Raw genomic sequence first — 15,592 nt, forward strand, 5'->3', positions numbered from 1 at the left:
GTCGATGATCTCGTAGCGGGCAAGGATCCCGCCGTCGGCCGTGGCGACCTCGGCCCCGGCCTGGATCGCGCTCGCCGTCGGACCCGCCGCGGGCATGTACGTGCAGCCGCCGGCAGATCCAGCCGCGAGGGCGGCCATCAGGGCGGTGCACGCCGTCTTACGCAGCATCACAAAGATTTCTCCTCGCCGAGCCCGCGCCATCGCTGGCCCGGGCCGGGATACCCAGTTTGACCGCCAAACGCTGCGATCGCTTTAACGACCGCGCCGGTGCGGCGGCCGCCGTGCGGACGGTCGCGCTATCCGCGGGCAATGCGTCACCAGCGTGGCACGGCCACGCTTATGCCGCGCAAGCTTAACCGTATCATGTCCCCGCGGCGATGTCCGCAGGTGCCGTCGCGAGGGCCCCGCGGAGCGCCCGACCGAGCTCGTCGGCGGCGATGTCGGCGCGGCGCGGGACCGCCTGCGGGCGGCCGAAGCGGAACAGGGCGTACTCGGTCGTCCGCCCGCCGAAGCCCGGCTTGCAGCTCGGCAGCGACGGTGCGTGGTCGCCGAACACGCAGAGCGTGATGGTCTGGCCGCGCTCGCGGGCGACGGCGTCCAGGCCCGCGACGAGATCCTCGACCATCCGCCCGGTATTGGCGACGTGATGGAGGTACTGCGCCTGCGGATCGTCGATGCCCGGCAGCCGCCCGGGCTTCCAGGGGCCGTGGTTCTCCATGGTCACGCAGAACAGGAACAGCGGCGCGCGCCGGGCCCGGACTTCCGCGAGGAGGCGCGCGCCGAGGGCGACGTCCCCGACATAGGGCCCGACGCGCGGCGCCTCCGCGAACGCCTCGCCCATCACGAGATCGGCGAAGCCGAAGGCCTCCATCACCCGCGCCCGGCGGAAGAAGTCGCGGTGGAACGGGTGCAGGAACAGGGTCCCGTAGCCCCGACTCCCGGCGAGCCGGGCGAGGCTCGTCGGCTCGTCGCCGCTGCGGGACGTGTAGGGGTCGTAGCGGCCGAAGCCGAGGCTCTCGGACGGACGGCCTGTGAGCACCGCGTGCTCGCTGCGCATCGTGTAGGCGCCGTGCGCCGGAACCCGCAGGCGCCCGTACTGCGCGGCCCGGGTTCGGAACAGGTCCATCGCCGGCAGTTTCGCGCCGCCGAGCCGCTCCGGATCGACGAAGGATTCGAGCTGGATCACCACGACGACATCGTCGCCCGGGCCCTCCGGCAGCGCCGGCGCCGCGGGCACCGGCACGCCGCCCGCCATCGCGCGGGCGGTGTAGCCGAGGAGGCTCGCCGGGAGGCCGACCCGGGTCACGTCGGCCTCCAAGTCGGGCTCGGGGAACCAGCGGGCGATCAGCCGGGCGAGCGGCGGCCGCGGGGCGGCCTTGACCAGCAGCCAGAGCGCGAGCGGGAGGCCGAGCATCGCCAGCACCCGCGGCAGGGTCGCGGCGGGCAGCACGCTCGGCTCGATCCAGTACCACAGCGCGGTGAACGCCGCGGTGAGCAGGACCGGCACGGAGATGCGCGGGTCCCACAGGGGCGGGATGTAGTAGAGCTGCGGATGCCGCGGCACCTGGGGCAGCAGGGCGAAATCGCTGAACAGCAGCGGCTCGCCGATCACCGAGCGCTTCGCGCGGCTGACGACGATCAGGATCGCCACGGTGATCACGCAGGTCAGCCCCGCGAGCCAGGGCCGCCAGGAGAACTCGAACCAGAACAGCAGGATCAGCAGGTAGCCGAGCAGCCGCAGGCCAAGATCCCGGGGCGCGAGGCTCGCCCGGGTGATCGAGTCGCCCGCGAACACCTCCAGGGCGAGGCACACGGCGAGCGCGAGACCGGTGGCGATGAGGAACGTCGTCAAGACACGGGCACTCGGCGTGGGGCGGGCCTGCTCGCCGCCGGCATCCGGTCCGGCAGGAAACAGCGCGCGGGAGCAAGGGCTTGCGAGCCGTTCCTGATCCGGAATGATCGGAAACGGTCCCGGGGCGGGCGGTTGCGGGCGGACTCTAGCAGCGCGCGCTATCGCTTTGGTGTCACATCAGGGTCTCGCGGAACCGGATTCGCGCCGCGCGCCGCGCCCTAGCGCGGTCCGCCGCCGGCCTCGCGGCCGACGCCGCGCCGGCTGCGCAGGGCCCGCACGACGGGATTGAGGAGGCCGTAGCGGGCACGCATCACCAGGTGGGCCGTCCGGCCGAGGGAGAGGGCGTTGCGCGGCGCCGCCGCCCGGGCCGCGCTGAGGCGGTCGAGGAGCTGTTCCGGCGTGCACGGCTTCATCGCCACCGGGTCGAGGTAGCGCGCGTAGAGGATCATGGCGCCGGCCACCAGCTCATCGAGGCTCAGCCGGCGGCCGCGGTCGGCGCCCGGCGCGAGATCCTCCGACAGGCCCCAGCCGGAGTAGAACGGCCGGCCGTGGGTCGCCACGGTGAGGCCGCGGATCAGGGCCTCGAACCCGGCGAGGGACGTCATGGTCTCGACGTGATGCACCCGGTCGAGGAGGTCGACGATGCTGATGCCGCCCACGATCCGGTCGGCCAGGGTCAGGGCCTCCGCCTCCGGGATGATGCCGGGACGGAACCCGGCCTCCACGTCGGGATGCGGCTTGTAGAGCAGGAACGCGTCCGGGTTGCGCCGCCGCGCCGCCTCCAGCAGCGCCCGGTTCGAGCGGACCAGCGGCGAGCCGTGGCGCACCGAGGCGTCGTCCTCCACTTGGCCGGGCACGAGCACGATCCGCCGGCCGGCCGGCCAGTCGAGCGCGGCGGCGTCGAGGCCGACATTGTACTTGCTGAGCCGGCGCGCCACGACCTCCTCGCGCAGGCGCCGCGCCCGGGCGACGAGGTCCGGCGTGAAGTCGGCCTCGGCGAGCAGCCGCTGCAGGCGGCTCTCCCGGCGCGGGTCGTAGTAGATGCCGAGGTCGTCCACCACGATGGAGGCGCCGGGCTGCAGGCTGGCGCCGAGCCCCACGGAGCGCAGGAACCCGTCCTCCACGCGGGCCAGCGGCAGGCCGGCCCGCGCGCAGGCTTCCTCGAGCTGGCCGGGCGCCCGCGTCGCCCAGGCGAGGAGGCGGCCGCCGTGGCGCTGTCCCGCGGCGATCGCGGCCTCGGTGGTCATGGTGTGGATCGGCCGTCCGGCGGGGCCCGCGCCCAGGACGTCGAGGGCGGGCCGCTTCCAGCGCGACATCCCGACATAGACCACCCGCCGGTCGTTCTCGGCAAAGCGCGTGGCGAGCCACGCCACCCGCTCGGCGCAGGTCGCGCGGTCGATCGGCGCCCCGGTCCAGGGGTCGAGGTAATGGACGCCGCCCTCCCCGCCGAGAGGCGCCCCGTCGAGGGTGATCCGCAGGGATGCGAAGCCGGACTCCGGCGAGTCGTAGGGGCTCAGGAGCGGCCCGGGCGCGACCACGAGCCGGCGCCGCCCCGTCAGCGCCAGCAGGCGCCCGGCGAGGCTCCCCGCGCCCCAGGTCGCGCCGACGGCGCCGGGGCGCGCCGGACCGAAGGCGAGGCCCGTCGCGGCCTCGATCTCCGCCCGCAGGCGGCGGATCGTGCGGCCGGTCGCGTAGAGCGACGGGATCGGGTCAGCGGGCATGGTCGGTGCGTCCGGCTCCGGTCGGGTGAGGTGCGGAACAGGCCTGTAGCGCATTTTCGCCGGCATGGGATGGTGATGCAACGCGGGGACAACCTGAGCGCGCGTCGCCGTCGCCACGTCCTGGAAAGGATTTGGACATATCGTCGCCGCGATTGCCCGCCTATTCCGGAGGCTAGGCCGCAGACGCGGGACCGTTGCAGACGGGCCACGCCGGCGCGGAAACGCCATGCCGCGGCATGGCTTCGGATTGCGGGCTCGCCGGGCACCGTGCCACCTCAAGAGTCTCTCGCCGGTTCGGTTCATCCGGCCCAGGGTCAAGGACAGAAGCGCCGCGGAATGCAACAGCCCGCCCCCGACGCCCTCCGCGACCGCCCCGCGACCTTCCTCTTCCTGCAGGGCATCGCGACGCCGTTCTTCTCCGATCTCGGGCAGGCGCTGCGCGCGCGGGGACACTCTGTCCGGCGCATCAATCTCTGCCCCGGCGACTGGCTGTTCTGGAGCGGCGAGGCCGATAATTACCGCGGTCGCCGCGAGACCTGGGGCGAGTATCTCGACGCCTATCTCGACCGCGAGGGCGTGACCGACATCGTGCTGTTCGGCGATTGCCGGCCGTTCCACAAGGCGGCCCGCATGATCGCCGAGTATCGCGGCCTGCGGGTGCACGTGTTCGAGGAGGGCTATATCCGCCCGAACTGGATCACCTGCGAGCTGGGCGGCGTGAACGGCTTCTCGTCCCTCCCCCGGACGGCCGCCGAGATCCGCGCCCTGGCGCGGCGCCTGCCGCAACCCGGCCGGGCGATGCCCTCCACGGGCGACATGGCCCGGCGCAGCGTCTGGGACGTCGGCTACAACCTCGCCAACGTCCTGTTCCCGTACCTCTTCCCCCATTTCCGCAGCCACCGGCCGACCCATATCGCGGCCGAGTATGCCGGCTGGATCAAGAAGTTCGCCCGCCGCGCGCATACCCGCCGCGAGGCGGCGCGCTGCGACGAGATCTACCGCGCGGTCGGCTGCGACTACTTCCTGCTGCCACTGCAGCTCGACAGCGACTACCAGATCCGGGTCCACTCGCCGTTCCTCGGCGTCGAGGGCTTCATGGACCGGGTGATCAAGTCGTTCGCGGACGGCTCGTCGGCGCCGACCCGGCTGCTGGTGAAGCTGCACCCGCTCGACAGCGGCCTGATCAACTGGCGGAAGTTCGCCCGCGCCTCGGCCCGCCGCCACGGCGTCAGCGACCGGCTCGACTTCATCGACGGCGGCGACCTGCCGGCCCTGATCAAGGGCGCCCGCGGCGTGGTCATCGTCAACTCGACGGTGGGGATGCTGTCCCTGGAGATGGGCTGCCCGACCCACGCGGTTGGCACCGCGATCTACAACATGGCCGGCCTGACCCATCAGGGCGACCTCGACAGCTTCTGGAAGAATCCGACGCCGCCGGAGACGGACCTGATGGCGGATTTCCGCCGCGTGGTCCTGCACCGGACCCAGGTCAACGGCGGCTTCTTCTCCAAGGAGGCGATCGACCGCGCGGTGGCCGGCTCGGTACCGCGGATGGAGGCCGCCCTCCCCGACGCGATGCTGGCGGCGGCGCGGGCGGTGAGTGAGGCGGCCGAGCGCGACGGCGAGCTCGCGCCGGTCTACTGACCGGGCTCGCCCGGCTCCCGAGCCGTCGCCATTCGGCGGCCTTTGAAGCGCGTTTAACCGCGGGTGAGCCGTTCCCGGCCTTGATCTTTCCCCGCGCGGCGGCGTAACCCGCCCCATGCCCCGCATTCTGATCACCGGCGCGTCGAGCGGCATCGGCGCCGCGCTGGCGCGCCACTACGCGCAAACCGGCGCGAGCCTCATCCTCGTCGGCCGCAACGCCGAGCGGCTGGAGGCGGTCGCCCGGGACTGCCGCGCCAGCGGCGCCGCCGTCGAGACCGCCCGCCTCGATACCCGCGACCGGGCCGCCACCGTGGCGCTGGTCCACCGGTCGGATGCCGAGGCCCCCCTCGACCTCGTCATCGCCAACGCGGCGGTGAACGGCGGCAACCAGGAAGGGCAGGTGGAGGCCGAGGACGTGGCCTTCGAGACCGCCGACATCAATTACACCGGCACGCTCAACGTGATCCTGCCCGCCCTGACGCTGATGCTCCAGCGCGGGCGCGGCCAGATCGTGCTGCTGTCGTCGCTCGCGGCCTACGCGCCGCTCCAGGACGCGCCGGCCTATAGCGGTGCCAAGGCCGCGCTCGTCGCCCACGGTCTCGCCCTGCGCCAGAAGGTCGCGTCCCGCGGCGTGAAGGTCAACGTCGTCACCCCGGGCTACGTGAAGACGCCGATGGGCGGCGAGCTCAAGGGTTGGCGGCCGCTCGAGATCAGCGCCGAGGAGGCGGCCGTGCGGATCGCCAAGGGCATCGCGGCCAACCGCGACGTGATCGCGTTCCCGTTCATCCTCACGGCGCTCGCGCGCACCGTGCTGCTCCTGCCCGAGAACGTCCGCAAGGCCGGCCTCTACGCCTTCCGTTTCCAGCGCCGGAAGCGGCGCTGATGGCGCGACCCCGGATCGCGCTGTTCGTTCTGGAGGCGCTGCCGAACGCCCGCGCGGTGCGCCGGCTCGTCGCCGATCTCCGGGCCGACATCGCGCTGGTCGGGCTCTCCAACGCCGAGCGGCCGTCGAGCGGCGGCCTCACGGGGCAGATCCGGCGGCACCTCGCGCGCTCGGGCCCCGGGATCCTGCCCTACCTCGCGGTCAATTTCGGCCTGCCGGACCTGCTGCGGCCCCTGGCGCCCCTGACCCAGGCGGCGTCGGGAAGCGGCGACGCGCCGGAGGCGACGCCGCTCAGGACCCTGTGCCGCCGCCTCGGCGTCCCGACCCTGACGGTCGACGACGTCAACGGTCCCGACGTCGCGCGGGCCCTCCGGGACGCGGCGCCGGACCTGATCCTCACCTACCATTTCGACCAGATCCTGAAGCCCGAGACCATCGGGCTGGCGCGGCTCGGCGGGATCAACGGGCATCCCGGCCTGCTGCCCCGCCACCGGGGCCCGGTGCCGACGATCCACGCGCTGGCCGACGGGCCCGGGCAGTTCGGCATGACCCTGCACCGGCTGGCCGCCGCGATCGACACCGGCGCGATCCTCGCCCAGGAGGCGCTGGCGCTGCCCGAGGGTACCACCGCGACTCGGGCCTCGGTGGCGCTCCACGCCCACGGGCGCGGGATGCTCGACCGGTTGCTCGAGGACGTCACCCGGAGCGGAACCCTGCCGGAGGGGCGGTCCGAGCCCGTTCTGCCCTACTGCCCGTTCCCCGACCGCGCGATGCTGGCCGCGCTGCGCCGCCGCGGCCTTCGCCTGACCGACGGGCAGGATCTTCGGGACGCGCTGAGCCTCTCCGCGCGGGCGTCTTAACCCCCGGTTAAGGCTGTTCGGCAAGGATTCGGTCAGATCCTCGCCGTCGACAGGGCCCGCGCATGCCGGATACCAGCGCCCTCAACTCGGCCGCTGGCGCCCTGGCCGCCGGCCGGCAGGTGCAGAGCGGGCGGATCCGCGCGATCTCCGAGAACCTCGCCAACGCCGATTCGGTCCCGACCACCCCGGGCGGTGCCCCCTACGCCCGCAAGATCGCGGTGTTCGCCCCGGTGGCGGCCGACAGCCCCCGCGACCCGGTCGGCCGGATCGTCCGCGACACCACCGGCTTCCGCACCCGCTACGACCCGACCAATCCCGGGGCCGACCCGACCGGCTATGTCCGTCTGCCGAACGTCAACGTCGCGGTCGAATCGGCCGACCTCCAGCGGGTGGTCCGGAACTACGAATTGAGCCTGAGCGCATCGGCCTCGATCAAGACGCTCGCGCAGGCCACCATCAACCTGATCAGCTGAGCCGGCCGTGCCGCCGGCCGTAGCCGGCGTAGATCGCGAGGCCGATCGCCAGCCAGACCGCGAGGCGGATCCAGGTGTCGGCCGGGAGCGACGCCATCAGCGTGACGCAGGACAGGATCCCCAGTCCGGCGATGAGGGTCACCGCCGGCACGCGGAACGGGCGCGCCCGGTCCGGATCGGTCCGGCGCAGGATCAGCACCGTCGCGCAGACGAGGCAGAAGGCCAGGAGCGTGCCGATACTGACGATCTCGCCCAGGACGTCGATGGGCACGAGCCCCCCCACGGCCGCCGTGAACAGGCCGATCACCAGCTGGCTCGCCACGGGCACCCGCGTCACCGGATGGACCCGGCAGAAGATCCCCGGGAGGAGCCCGTCGCGGGCGATGGCGAAGAAGATCCGGCTCTGCCCGTAGAGGGCGGTCAGTGCCGAGGTGGTCAGGCCGATCAGGGCGCCGGCCTTGATGATCGTGGCGAAGCCCGTCAGGCCGATCACGTCGACCGCCTTGGCGACCGGGTCGGCGACGTCCAGGTCCCGATAGGGCACGAGTCCCGTGAGGACGGCCGCCATGGCCACGTACAGGATCGTGGTGATCAGCAGCGACCCGATCAGGCCGACCGGCGCGTCGCGCTGCGGCGCCCGGCACTCGCCCGCGGCCGTCGCCACGGTCTCGAAGCCCACGAAGGCGAAGAACACCACCGCGGCGCCGCGGAACACGCCGCTCCAGCCGTAGGCGCCGAAGGTCCCGGCATTCTCCGGCACGAACGGGTGCCAGAGTTCGGGACGCAGATGGGCCACGCCGACACCCACGAAAGCCAGGATGATCGCGACCTTGCAGGCGACCAGCAGGCCGTTGACCAGGGACGCCTCCGCGGTGGCGCGCATCAGCAGGGCGCTGAGCAACAGCACGATCCCGGCCGCCGGGAGGTTGACGAGGCCGCCGGCGCCGGGCGCCGCGGCCAGGGCCGGCGGCAGGCGCAGGCCGAACTCCGCCGCGAGGGACTGCGCGTAGCCCGACCAGCCTACCGCCACGGTCGCCGCCGCCACGGCGAACTCGAGGACGAGGTCCCAGCCGATGATCCAGGCGGGAAGCCGCCCGAGGCTCGCGCGGGTGTAGGTGTAGGTCGATCCCGGCTCGGGGATCATGGCGGCCAGCTCGGCGTAGCACAGGCCGACGAGGCCGCAGGCGACGCCGCCGATCACGAAGGAGAGGCTGAGCGCCGGACCCGCGTACTGCGCCGCCGCCGTCCCGGTGAGCACGAAGATGCCGGCGCCGATCGTGGCGCCGAGGCCGATGGCGACGAGGCCCGGCGCGGTGAGGCTCCGGGCGAGTCCGCGCCCCGCGCCCGCCCGTTCACCCGTGGTCACCGCGGACTCCGCCATCGCGTCCGTTCTCCCTCGCCCAGATCGTCACCCGGCACTTTTCATGCCCGGACGGCGGCCTCCGCGGAACCGCCCGGACCGGCACCGCACCGTCCTCATCCCGAGTCGATACAGCCTACCGCCGCACCGCGCCCACGGGATCGGGTTCAGGCGCCCCGCCGCGCGCTTCCGGGTCGCCCCCGCCGGGCGGGGACGGTGCGGCGGCGATCATCCGGGTGTCGGTCCGGAACGCCCGGGCGACGAGGCCGCAGAAGCGGATGAAGGCGCTGCCCTGCGAGGTGATGACGTAGCCGTCACCCGCTCGCGCGACGTTGCCGGAGGCCTGCTGCTCGGCCAAGCGCCGCTCCATCTGCCGGAACTCGCCGAGATAGACCCGCTCGAACACCGCCCGCGCGCGCTCAGGCGTGAAGCGCTCCCCGGGATGGGCGGCCATCTGGCCGAGCAGGAACACGCTGATCGACCGGTCGACCGTCACCGGCAGGATCACGAAGGCGCTGAGGTTCAGGGACAGCGACAGGACGCAGGCGCCGAGGGCGTCCCGTCGGCGCAATCCCCAGGCTCGGCCGAGCCCGGCCAGCGCCGCCGTGACCGCCAGGGTCAGCAGGAAGGCCACCGCGAGCAGGATCAGTCCGCGGTAGAACAGGATCGTCACGCCGGACCACAGATCCGTCTGGAACAGCAGCACGAAGCAGGCGAAGCCGACGACGACGGCGCCGGCCTGCAGCAGCGCCTGGGCGCAGAGCCAGCGCAGGGCCTGCCCGGCGCGCGGGCGGGTGGGTGCCGCGGGACTGGGTTCAGTCACGGAGATCCTCCACGGAGATCTTGGACCCGCAGGATCCGGACGAGCGGATCGGCGTAGACCGCGGGGCTGCGCCAGACCCAGGAATCGGGGCTGCTCCAGGGGGCGTCCTGCGCGGTGACGACCAGGGCGCCGATCCCGGCCGCTTCGGCGCGCCGCCGCACCTCGGCGCCGTCCAGGCGGTCGCGGAAGACCGGCGCGACGTCGGCGAGCCGCGACGCCACGGCGTCCGGCGGGGCGCCGAACAGGCGCGCCTCCGCGTCGGCCACCCCCGTCGGCTGGAGGCCGTAGAGCCCGAAATCGAACACCCGGTGCGGCACCGGCGACTGCTGCAGCACCAGGTCGTGGGGCATGTGCGTGCCCGCCCAGGCGTAGGCCGCGCGCAGCGCCCGGTCGATATCGGGACTGCCGGCGAGGCGGGCGAAGGCGGGCCGGTCGGAGGCGGGATAGGCGCGCATCCCGACGAAGCCGTAGAGGGTCGTCGCGTAGCCGAGGATCAGCAGCGCGGCGAGGAGGCCGGGGAACCGGAGCCGCCGCGCCTCGCTCAGGCGGGTCAGCGCCACCACGGTCCAGACCAGGGCCGCGACCTGCGCGAGCAGGACCACGCGCGCGCCGAGGTCGTTGTTGAGGATCGCCGAGCGCAGGAAACCGCCGAGGAGCAGGCTCGCCGCGGCGCAGAGCGTGAGCAGGCGCCCGGCCTCGCGCCTGTGCGCCTCCCGGCGCGGCACGAGGCGCCAGAACAGCAGCGCACCGGCGGCGCAGACCCCCAGGGCCGTGTAGTAGTTCAGCGGCAGGAGGATCAGGCGCAGCGCGCTCAGGGCCGGCTCGTCGACGAGGCCGTCGAGCGGCCCGAATCGCCGGATCGAGAACCGGATCGGCGCGCCGCCGTCGGTCCGGTTGGCCAGGACGCTCAGCAGATAAGGGGCGGCCAGCGCGGCGCTGAGCAGGCCGGCAACCGCCAGCCGGGCCGCGGCGCGCCAGCGGCGCTCCAAGCCGAGCAGCACCAGCCAGGCACCGGCCGCACCCGCCGTGCCGAGGCAGACCCAGACGGACAGGCCCGCGCAGGCCGCGAAGGCCAGTGCCGCGACGCCGATCGCCGCCGCCTCCGCGCGCCTGTCCGGTCGCGCCCGGTCCGCGACCTCCGCCAGGGCCAGGAGTCCGAGCCACCCGGCGACGGCGCCGGCGACGTGGTGCGGCACCCAGACCAGCGAGGCCGGCCAGTTGAGGACCTGCTCGTTCAGCCATTCCGGGACCGGCAGCCAAGTCCCGGACGTCGTCCGGTCGGCGAGGACCAGCAGGATGTCGAGGCTTCCGGCCGGCAGCAGCAGCAGCACCGCGCGGCGCACGAGCCGGGGCGCGGCGTCCGCGACGAGTCCGGTCGCCGCGAGCAGACGGTCGATCAGGCCGAGGAGCGCGAGGCCGGTCCAGAAGGCGAGGCCCGCGAAGGCGGTCCGCCCGTCGACCAGCCGTCCGCCCGCCCAGTCGACCAGGGCGGTGAGCGTGTAGAAGCCGTAATAGTAGCCCGCCCGCTCGGGCCGGGCGAAGAACGGGTCCACCGGCGGCAATCCGTGCTCCATGATCGCGCGGGTCAGGGCAGCGTGCTTGACGAGGTCGATGATCGTCACGGGCCGGTAGAGGGCGGTGCCGGTATCGACGTCGATCAGCGCGTAGGCCACGACGCCGAGCCAGAGCAGCGCGAGGGCGAGCGCCGCCCGGTCGAGGGACTCGCGCAGGCTCCGCGCGACCGGCCGCAGCGCGGCGAGCCCGAGGGCGCCGGTCGCGAGGGCCGCGACCGGGACGCCGCCCGCCTGGATCAGCAGGCTGTCAAGGGCCGGCAGCAGCCCGATCCCGAGGAGCGCCCCGCACAGGAGGCGGTCGCCGGGCGCGAGCGTGCGGAACCCGAGGATGCCGGTCAAGCCGCCCAGGGCGTAGCCCGGCAGGAGAACGAGGGGGATACCGAGCAGCGTCGCGACGGCGACGCCGCACGCATCCGAGAAGGTGCCGTTCATCGCCGGGCCGCGTCGCGTGAGCGGTTCCGGGTAGCACGGCGGCGTTAACCGTTCTTTGGACGGGCCCGGACAGCCGCGACGCGCCACCGCTGCGGCCCGCCCGGCTCGGGACTGGCATAACCGTCGGTTTCGTGTATGGATCGCGCGGCCTCGACCCGGGTTGCCGGGCGGGGCTTGAGCCGCTTGGCGCTGTGACCGTGCTGGACGACATCCCGGCACCGGCCGAACGCCGAGCCCGCGCGCGCCCGTTTGGGGCGCCGCATCCGACCAGCACAACCCGAAAGGCACGCGATGTCGATCACGGCAGAGCGCAAGACCGCGCTCATCAAGGAACACCGCAAGGACGCCAAGGACACCGGGTCCCCCGAGGTCCAGGTGGCGATCCTCACCGAGCGGATCACCAACCTGACCGGCCACTTCAAGACCCACGGCAAGGACAACCATTCCCGCCGCGGCCTCCTGAAGCTGGTCTCGCAGCGCCGCTCGCTGCTCGACTACGTCAAGCGCAAGGATGAGGCCCGCTACCGCGCCCTCATCGAGCGTCTCGGCATCCGCCGCTAAGGCACCCTCGCGCGGTTCCGGGCCCGGCCCGGGGCCGCGTTTCACCATCGCGGGCTGCCGGAATGGGTCCGGCCTCCCGACAAACGGGCCGCTTCGAGGCGCCAGCGTCGGGGCAGGATCGCGAGACACTTCGCCGAGGATGTTCCGGCGCAGTGTCTCGCCGTCTTGCCCCCGGGCGGCGCCGGGCTTGGGCCCGCCGCAGGCAAGGAAGAGATTGAGAATGTTCGACGTTCAACGCGAAGAGCTGATGTGGGGCGACCGCAAGCTCGTCCTGGAGACCGGCAAGGTCGCGCGCCAGGCCGACGGCGCCGTCATCGCCACCTACGGTGAGACCTCGGTGCTCGCGACCGTGGTCGCCGCCAAGGAGCCGAAGCCCGGCATCGACTTCATGCCGCTCACCGTGAACTACCAGGAGCGCGCCTACGCCGCCGGCCGCATCCCGGGCGGCTACTTCAAGCGCGAGGGCCGTCCCTCCGAGAAGGAGACTCTGGTCTCCCGCCTGATCGACCGCCCGATCCGCCCGCTCTTCATCGACGGCTGGCGCAACGACACGCAGGTCGTCGTCACCGTCCTGACCCACGATCTCGAGAACGATCCCGACATCGTCGCGATGGTCGCGGCCTCCGCGGCCCTGACCATCTCGGGCGTGCCGTTCATGGGCCCGATCGGCGGCGCCCGCGTCGGCTACATCAACGGCGGCTACCGGCTGAACCCGCTGGTCACCGAGACCAAGGAAGAGTCGAGCCTCGACCTCGTCGTCGCCGGCACGCAGGACGCGGTGCTGATGGTCGAGTCGGAGGCCAAGGAGCTCTCCGAGGAGGTGATGCTCGGCGCCGTGATGTTCGGCCACAAGCACTTCCAGCCGGTGATCGAGGCGATCATCCGCCTCGCCGAGAAGGCCGCCAAGGAGCCGCGCGACTTCAAGGCCCCCGAGAACGCCGACGTCGAGAAGGCCGTCCTGGAGGTCTGCGAGGCGGAGCTCCGCGCCGCCTACACCAAGACCGTCAAGCAGGAGCGCTACGCCGCCGTCGACGCCGTGAAGGCGAAGGTGATGGCCGCCCTCTGCCCGGAGGGCGCCGAGAAGTTCCCGGCCGAGAAGGTCAAGGCCGCCTTCAAGGAGGCCCAGTCGAAGGTGGTCCGCTGGAACATCCTCGACAGCGGCGCCCGCATCGACGGCCGCGACGTGAAGACGGTCCGCTCGATCCTCTCCGAGGTCGGCGTGCTGCCCCGCGCCCACGGCTCGGCCCTGTTCACCCGCGGCGAGACCCAGGCTCTCGTGGTCGCCACCCTCGGCACCGGCGAGGATGAGCAGTTCATCGACGCGCTGGAAGGCACCTACAAGGAGCGCTTCCTGCTCCACTACAACTTTCCTCCCTACAGCGTCGGCGAGACTGGCCGGATGGGCTCGCCGGGCCGCCGCGAGATCGGCCACGGCAAGCTCGCTTGGCGGGCGATCCGCCCGGTCCTGCCGCCGGCCCACGAGTTCCCCTACACGATCCGCGTCGTGTCGGAGATCACCGAGTCCAACGGCTCGTCCTCGATGGCCTCGGTCTGCGGCGGCTCGCTGTCGCTGATGGATGCCGGCGTGCCGCTGCGCCGTCCGGTGGCGGGCATCGCCATGGGCCTCATCCTCGAGGGTGAGCGCTTCGCGGTCCTGTCCGACATCCTCGGCGACGAGGATCACCTCGGCGACATGGACTTCAAGGTGGCCGGCACGGACGAGGGCGTCACCTCGCTCCAGATGGACATCAAGATCGCCGGCATCACCGAGGAGATCATGAAGATCGCCCTCGCCCAGGCGAAGGACGGCCGCGCCCACATCCTGGCCGAGATGGCCAAGGCCCTGACGGCGGCCCGTCCGGAACTCGGCGAGTACGCCCCGCGCATCGAGACGATGCAGATCCCGACGGACAAGATCCGCGACGTGATCGGCACCGGCGGCAAGGTGATCCGCGAGATCGTCGAGAAGACCGGCGCCAAGATCAACATCGAGGACACGGGCGTCGTGAAGATCGCCTCGGCCGACGGCAAGGCGATCAAGGCGGCCTACAACTGGATCCGCTCGATCGTGGCGGAGCCGGAGGTCGGCGTGATCTACGACGGCACGATCGTGAAGTGCATGGAGTTCGGCGCCTTCGTGAACTTCTTCGGCGCCAAGGACGGCCTGGTCCACATCTCGGAGCTCGCCGCGAACCGGGTCGCCAAGGTGACGGACGTCGTCAAGGAAGGCGAGAAGGTCAAGGTGAAGTTCCTCGGTCAGGACGACCGCGGCAAGATCCGCCTGTCCATGAAGGTCGTCGACCAGCAGACCGGCGAGGACATCACCGAGAAGGTGAAGGCTCAGCGCGACGCCGACCGGGCCGAGCGCGGCGACGAGCCGCGCGAGCCCCGCGAGGGCGGCCGCCACCGTGGCGAGCGCCGCCGCGAGGCCGGCGAGTAAGCACGCGGGACGCCCGCGCCGGCCTCGGTCGGCAGGGATGTCTCAGACGGGCGCGGTCCTCCGGGGCCGCGCCCTTTTTGTTGCCCCGTCGAGGTCGGGTCACACCGGTCGTCGGCCGGGAACGGGGCGCCGGATGCCGCGTTCCCCCGCGACTTCCCAATCGGAGACCCTCATGGCCAACGACATGATGCACGACATCTTCAGCGGGCAGCCGAACCTGTCGACGACGGAGCGCGCCGTCTCGGTGGCGCTGGGCCTCGGCATCGCCGCCGCCGCCGCGCAGCCCCGTCCCAACAAGCTCCTGAGCCTGCTGGCCCTCGTGGTCGGCGTGGGCCTCGCCGTGCGCGGCGCCACCGGCCACTGCGCCGTGAAGGCCGCGTCCGAGCATCTCTGAGCCTCAGCCCTCGGAGGGCTTCGGCGCCTCCGTCTTTGCGAGCGCAGCGAAGCAATCCAGGCAGCGCGACGTCCGACCTCGTTGGGCTGGCCAGGGTCACGTCGCTGCGCTCGTGATGACGGAGGGCGCCCGAGTTGGCGCTCCCGACCGGAATGTGCAGACCGACAATGAGAAAGGGGCGCCCCGCGGGGCGCCCCTCGTCGTATCCGGACCTGTCGGACGGATCAGTAGGTGGTGGTGCGGCGGCCGGCGATCAGGCCGTAGATGAACAGCACGACCACGGCCCCCACGATGGCGCCGATGAAGCCCGCGCCCTGGTTCGGCCCGTACCAGCCGATCGCCTGGCCCAGGAAGGTCGCCACGAAGGCGCCGACGATGCCGAGGATCGTGGTCAGGATGAAGCCGGCGGGCTCGTTCGGGCCCGGCATGAGGAACTTGGCGATGACGCCGGCGAGAAACCCGATGATGATGGTCCAGAGAATACCCATGACTGACCCCAAGGCGTGATTGTCGATGGCGGCAGAACGCTTCGAGGCCCGCGACGGTTGCCCGCACCCCGACCGCCGATGACGATT

The 15,592-nt window shown here is 72.5% G+C and carries 13 protein-coding genes and 1 pseudogene; 7 read left to right on the forward strand and 7 right to left on the reverse strand.

Annotated features, from left to right (window positions below; genetic code table 11):
* The 3 genes and pseudogenes from BLW78_RS31770 to BLW78_RS18245 form a co-directional block, all read right to left on the reverse strand.
* Nucleotides 1-138 (reverse strand): annotated as a pseudogene (locus BLW78_RS31770) (sugar transporter); the annotation flags it as partial.
* A 223-nt stretch (nt 139-361) separates the two neighbouring features.
* On the reverse strand, nt 362-1,852 hold the full coding sequence (locus tag BLW78_RS18240) for an LTA synthase family protein (RefSeq protein ID WP_091681225.1): 1,491 nt from the start codon (nt 1,850-1,852) through the stop codon (nt 362-364).
* Between the two features lie 218 nt (nt 1,853-2,070).
* Nucleotides 2,071-3,573, reverse strand: a complete 1,503-nt coding sequence (locus BLW78_RS18245) for a capsular polysaccharide export protein, LipB/KpsS family (RefSeq protein ID WP_091681227.1) — start codon at nt 3,571-3,573, stop codon at nt 2,071-2,073.
* Between the two features lie 336 nt (nt 3,574-3,909).
* On the opposite strand from BLW78_RS18245, the gene BLW78_RS18250 reads away from it, so the two are divergent.
* The 4 genes from BLW78_RS18250 (at nt 3,910) to BLW78_RS18265 (ending at nt 7,433) form a co-directional block, all read left to right on the forward strand.
* Nucleotides 3,910-5,217 (forward strand): capsule biosynthesis protein, encoded by a 1,308-nt coding sequence (locus BLW78_RS18250; protein WP_091681229.1) that lies wholly within the window; start codon nt 3,910-3,912, stop codon nt 5,215-5,217.
* Nucleotides 5,218-5,332: 115 nt separating this feature from the next.
* The gene (locus BLW78_RS18255) at nt 5,333-6,100 is read left to right on the forward strand and encodes an SDR family NAD(P)-dependent oxidoreductase (RefSeq protein WP_091681231.1); all 768 of its coding nucleotides are present in this window, start codon (nt 5,333-5,335) and stop codon (nt 6,098-6,100) included.
* Complete coding sequence (locus BLW78_RS18260) at nt 6,100-6,960, forward strand: formyltransferase family protein (RefSeq protein ID WP_020093748.1); 861 nt, start codon at nt 6,100-6,102, stop codon at nt 6,958-6,960. Before BLW78_RS18255 ends, BLW78_RS18260 begins: the two co-directional genes overlap by 1 nt.
* A gap of 62 nt (nt 6,961-7,022) precedes the next feature.
* Nucleotides 7,023-7,433 (forward strand): flagellar basal body rod protein FlgC, encoded by a 411-nt coding sequence (locus BLW78_RS18265; RefSeq protein ID WP_020093747.1) that lies wholly within the window; start codon nt 7,023-7,025, stop codon nt 7,431-7,433.
* Here BLW78_RS18265 and BLW78_RS18270 read toward each other — a convergent pair.
* From BLW78_RS18270 to BLW78_RS18280, 3 genes are all read right to left on the reverse strand, one after another.
* On the reverse strand, nt 7,426-8,814 hold the full coding sequence (locus BLW78_RS18270; protein ID WP_091681233.1) for an amino acid permease: 1,389 nt from the start codon (nt 8,812-8,814) through the stop codon (nt 7,426-7,428). The genes BLW78_RS18265 and BLW78_RS18270 overlap by 8 nt on opposite strands.
* Before the next feature lie 115 nt (nt 8,815-8,929).
* Nucleotides 8,930-9,616, reverse strand: a complete 687-nt coding sequence (locus BLW78_RS18275) for a hypothetical protein (protein ID WP_020093745.1) — start codon at nt 9,614-9,616, stop codon at nt 8,930-8,932.
* Nucleotides 9,613-11,622: a hypothetical protein gene (locus tag BLW78_RS18280; protein WP_091681235.1), complete on the reverse strand. Its 2,010-nt coding sequence runs from the start codon at nt 11,620-11,622 to the stop codon at nt 9,613-9,615. Before BLW78_RS18280 ends, BLW78_RS18275 begins: the two co-directional genes overlap by 4 nt.
* Before the next feature lie 291 nt (nt 11,623-11,913).
* Here BLW78_RS18280 and rpsO point away from each other — a divergent pair, with 291 nt between their 5' ends.
* The 3 genes from rpsO to BLW78_RS18295 all read left to right on the forward strand — a co-directional run bounded on the left by rpsO (nt 11,914) and on the right by BLW78_RS18295 (nt 15,017).
* Nucleotides 11,914-12,183 (forward strand): 30S ribosomal protein S15, encoded by a 270-nt coding sequence (rpsO, locus tag BLW78_RS18285; RefSeq protein ID WP_012317943.1) that lies wholly within the window; start codon nt 11,914-11,916, stop codon nt 12,181-12,183.
* Nucleotides 12,184-12,403: 220 nt separating this feature from the next.
* Nucleotides 12,404-14,623, forward strand: a complete 2,220-nt coding sequence (gene pnp / locus BLW78_RS18290) for a polyribonucleotide nucleotidyltransferase (protein ID WP_091681238.1) — start codon at nt 12,404-12,406, stop codon at nt 14,621-14,623.
* Nucleotides 14,624-14,795: 172 nt separating this feature from the next.
* A complete protein-coding gene (locus BLW78_RS18295) occupies nt 14,796-15,017 on the forward strand; it encodes a YgaP-like transmembrane domain (protein ID WP_020093742.1) in 222 nt (73 codons plus the stop codon).
* Nucleotides 15,018-15,241: 224 nt separating this feature from the next.
* Here the strand turns inward: BLW78_RS18295 and BLW78_RS18300 are convergent, their stop codons facing one another.
* The gene (locus BLW78_RS18300; RefSeq protein WP_012317940.1) at nt 15,242-15,505 is read right to left on the reverse strand and encodes a GlsB/YeaQ/YmgE family stress response membrane protein; all 264 of its coding nucleotides are present in this window, start codon (nt 15,503-15,505) and stop codon (nt 15,242-15,244) included.
* Nucleotides 15,506-15,592: the final 87 nt, after the last annotated feature.

The sequence above is a fragment of the Methylobacterium sp. 275MFSha3.1 genome, from assembly GCF_900108435.1.
Taxonomy (GTDB): Bacteria; Pseudomonadota; Alphaproteobacteria; order Rhizobiales; family Beijerinckiaceae; genus Methylobacterium.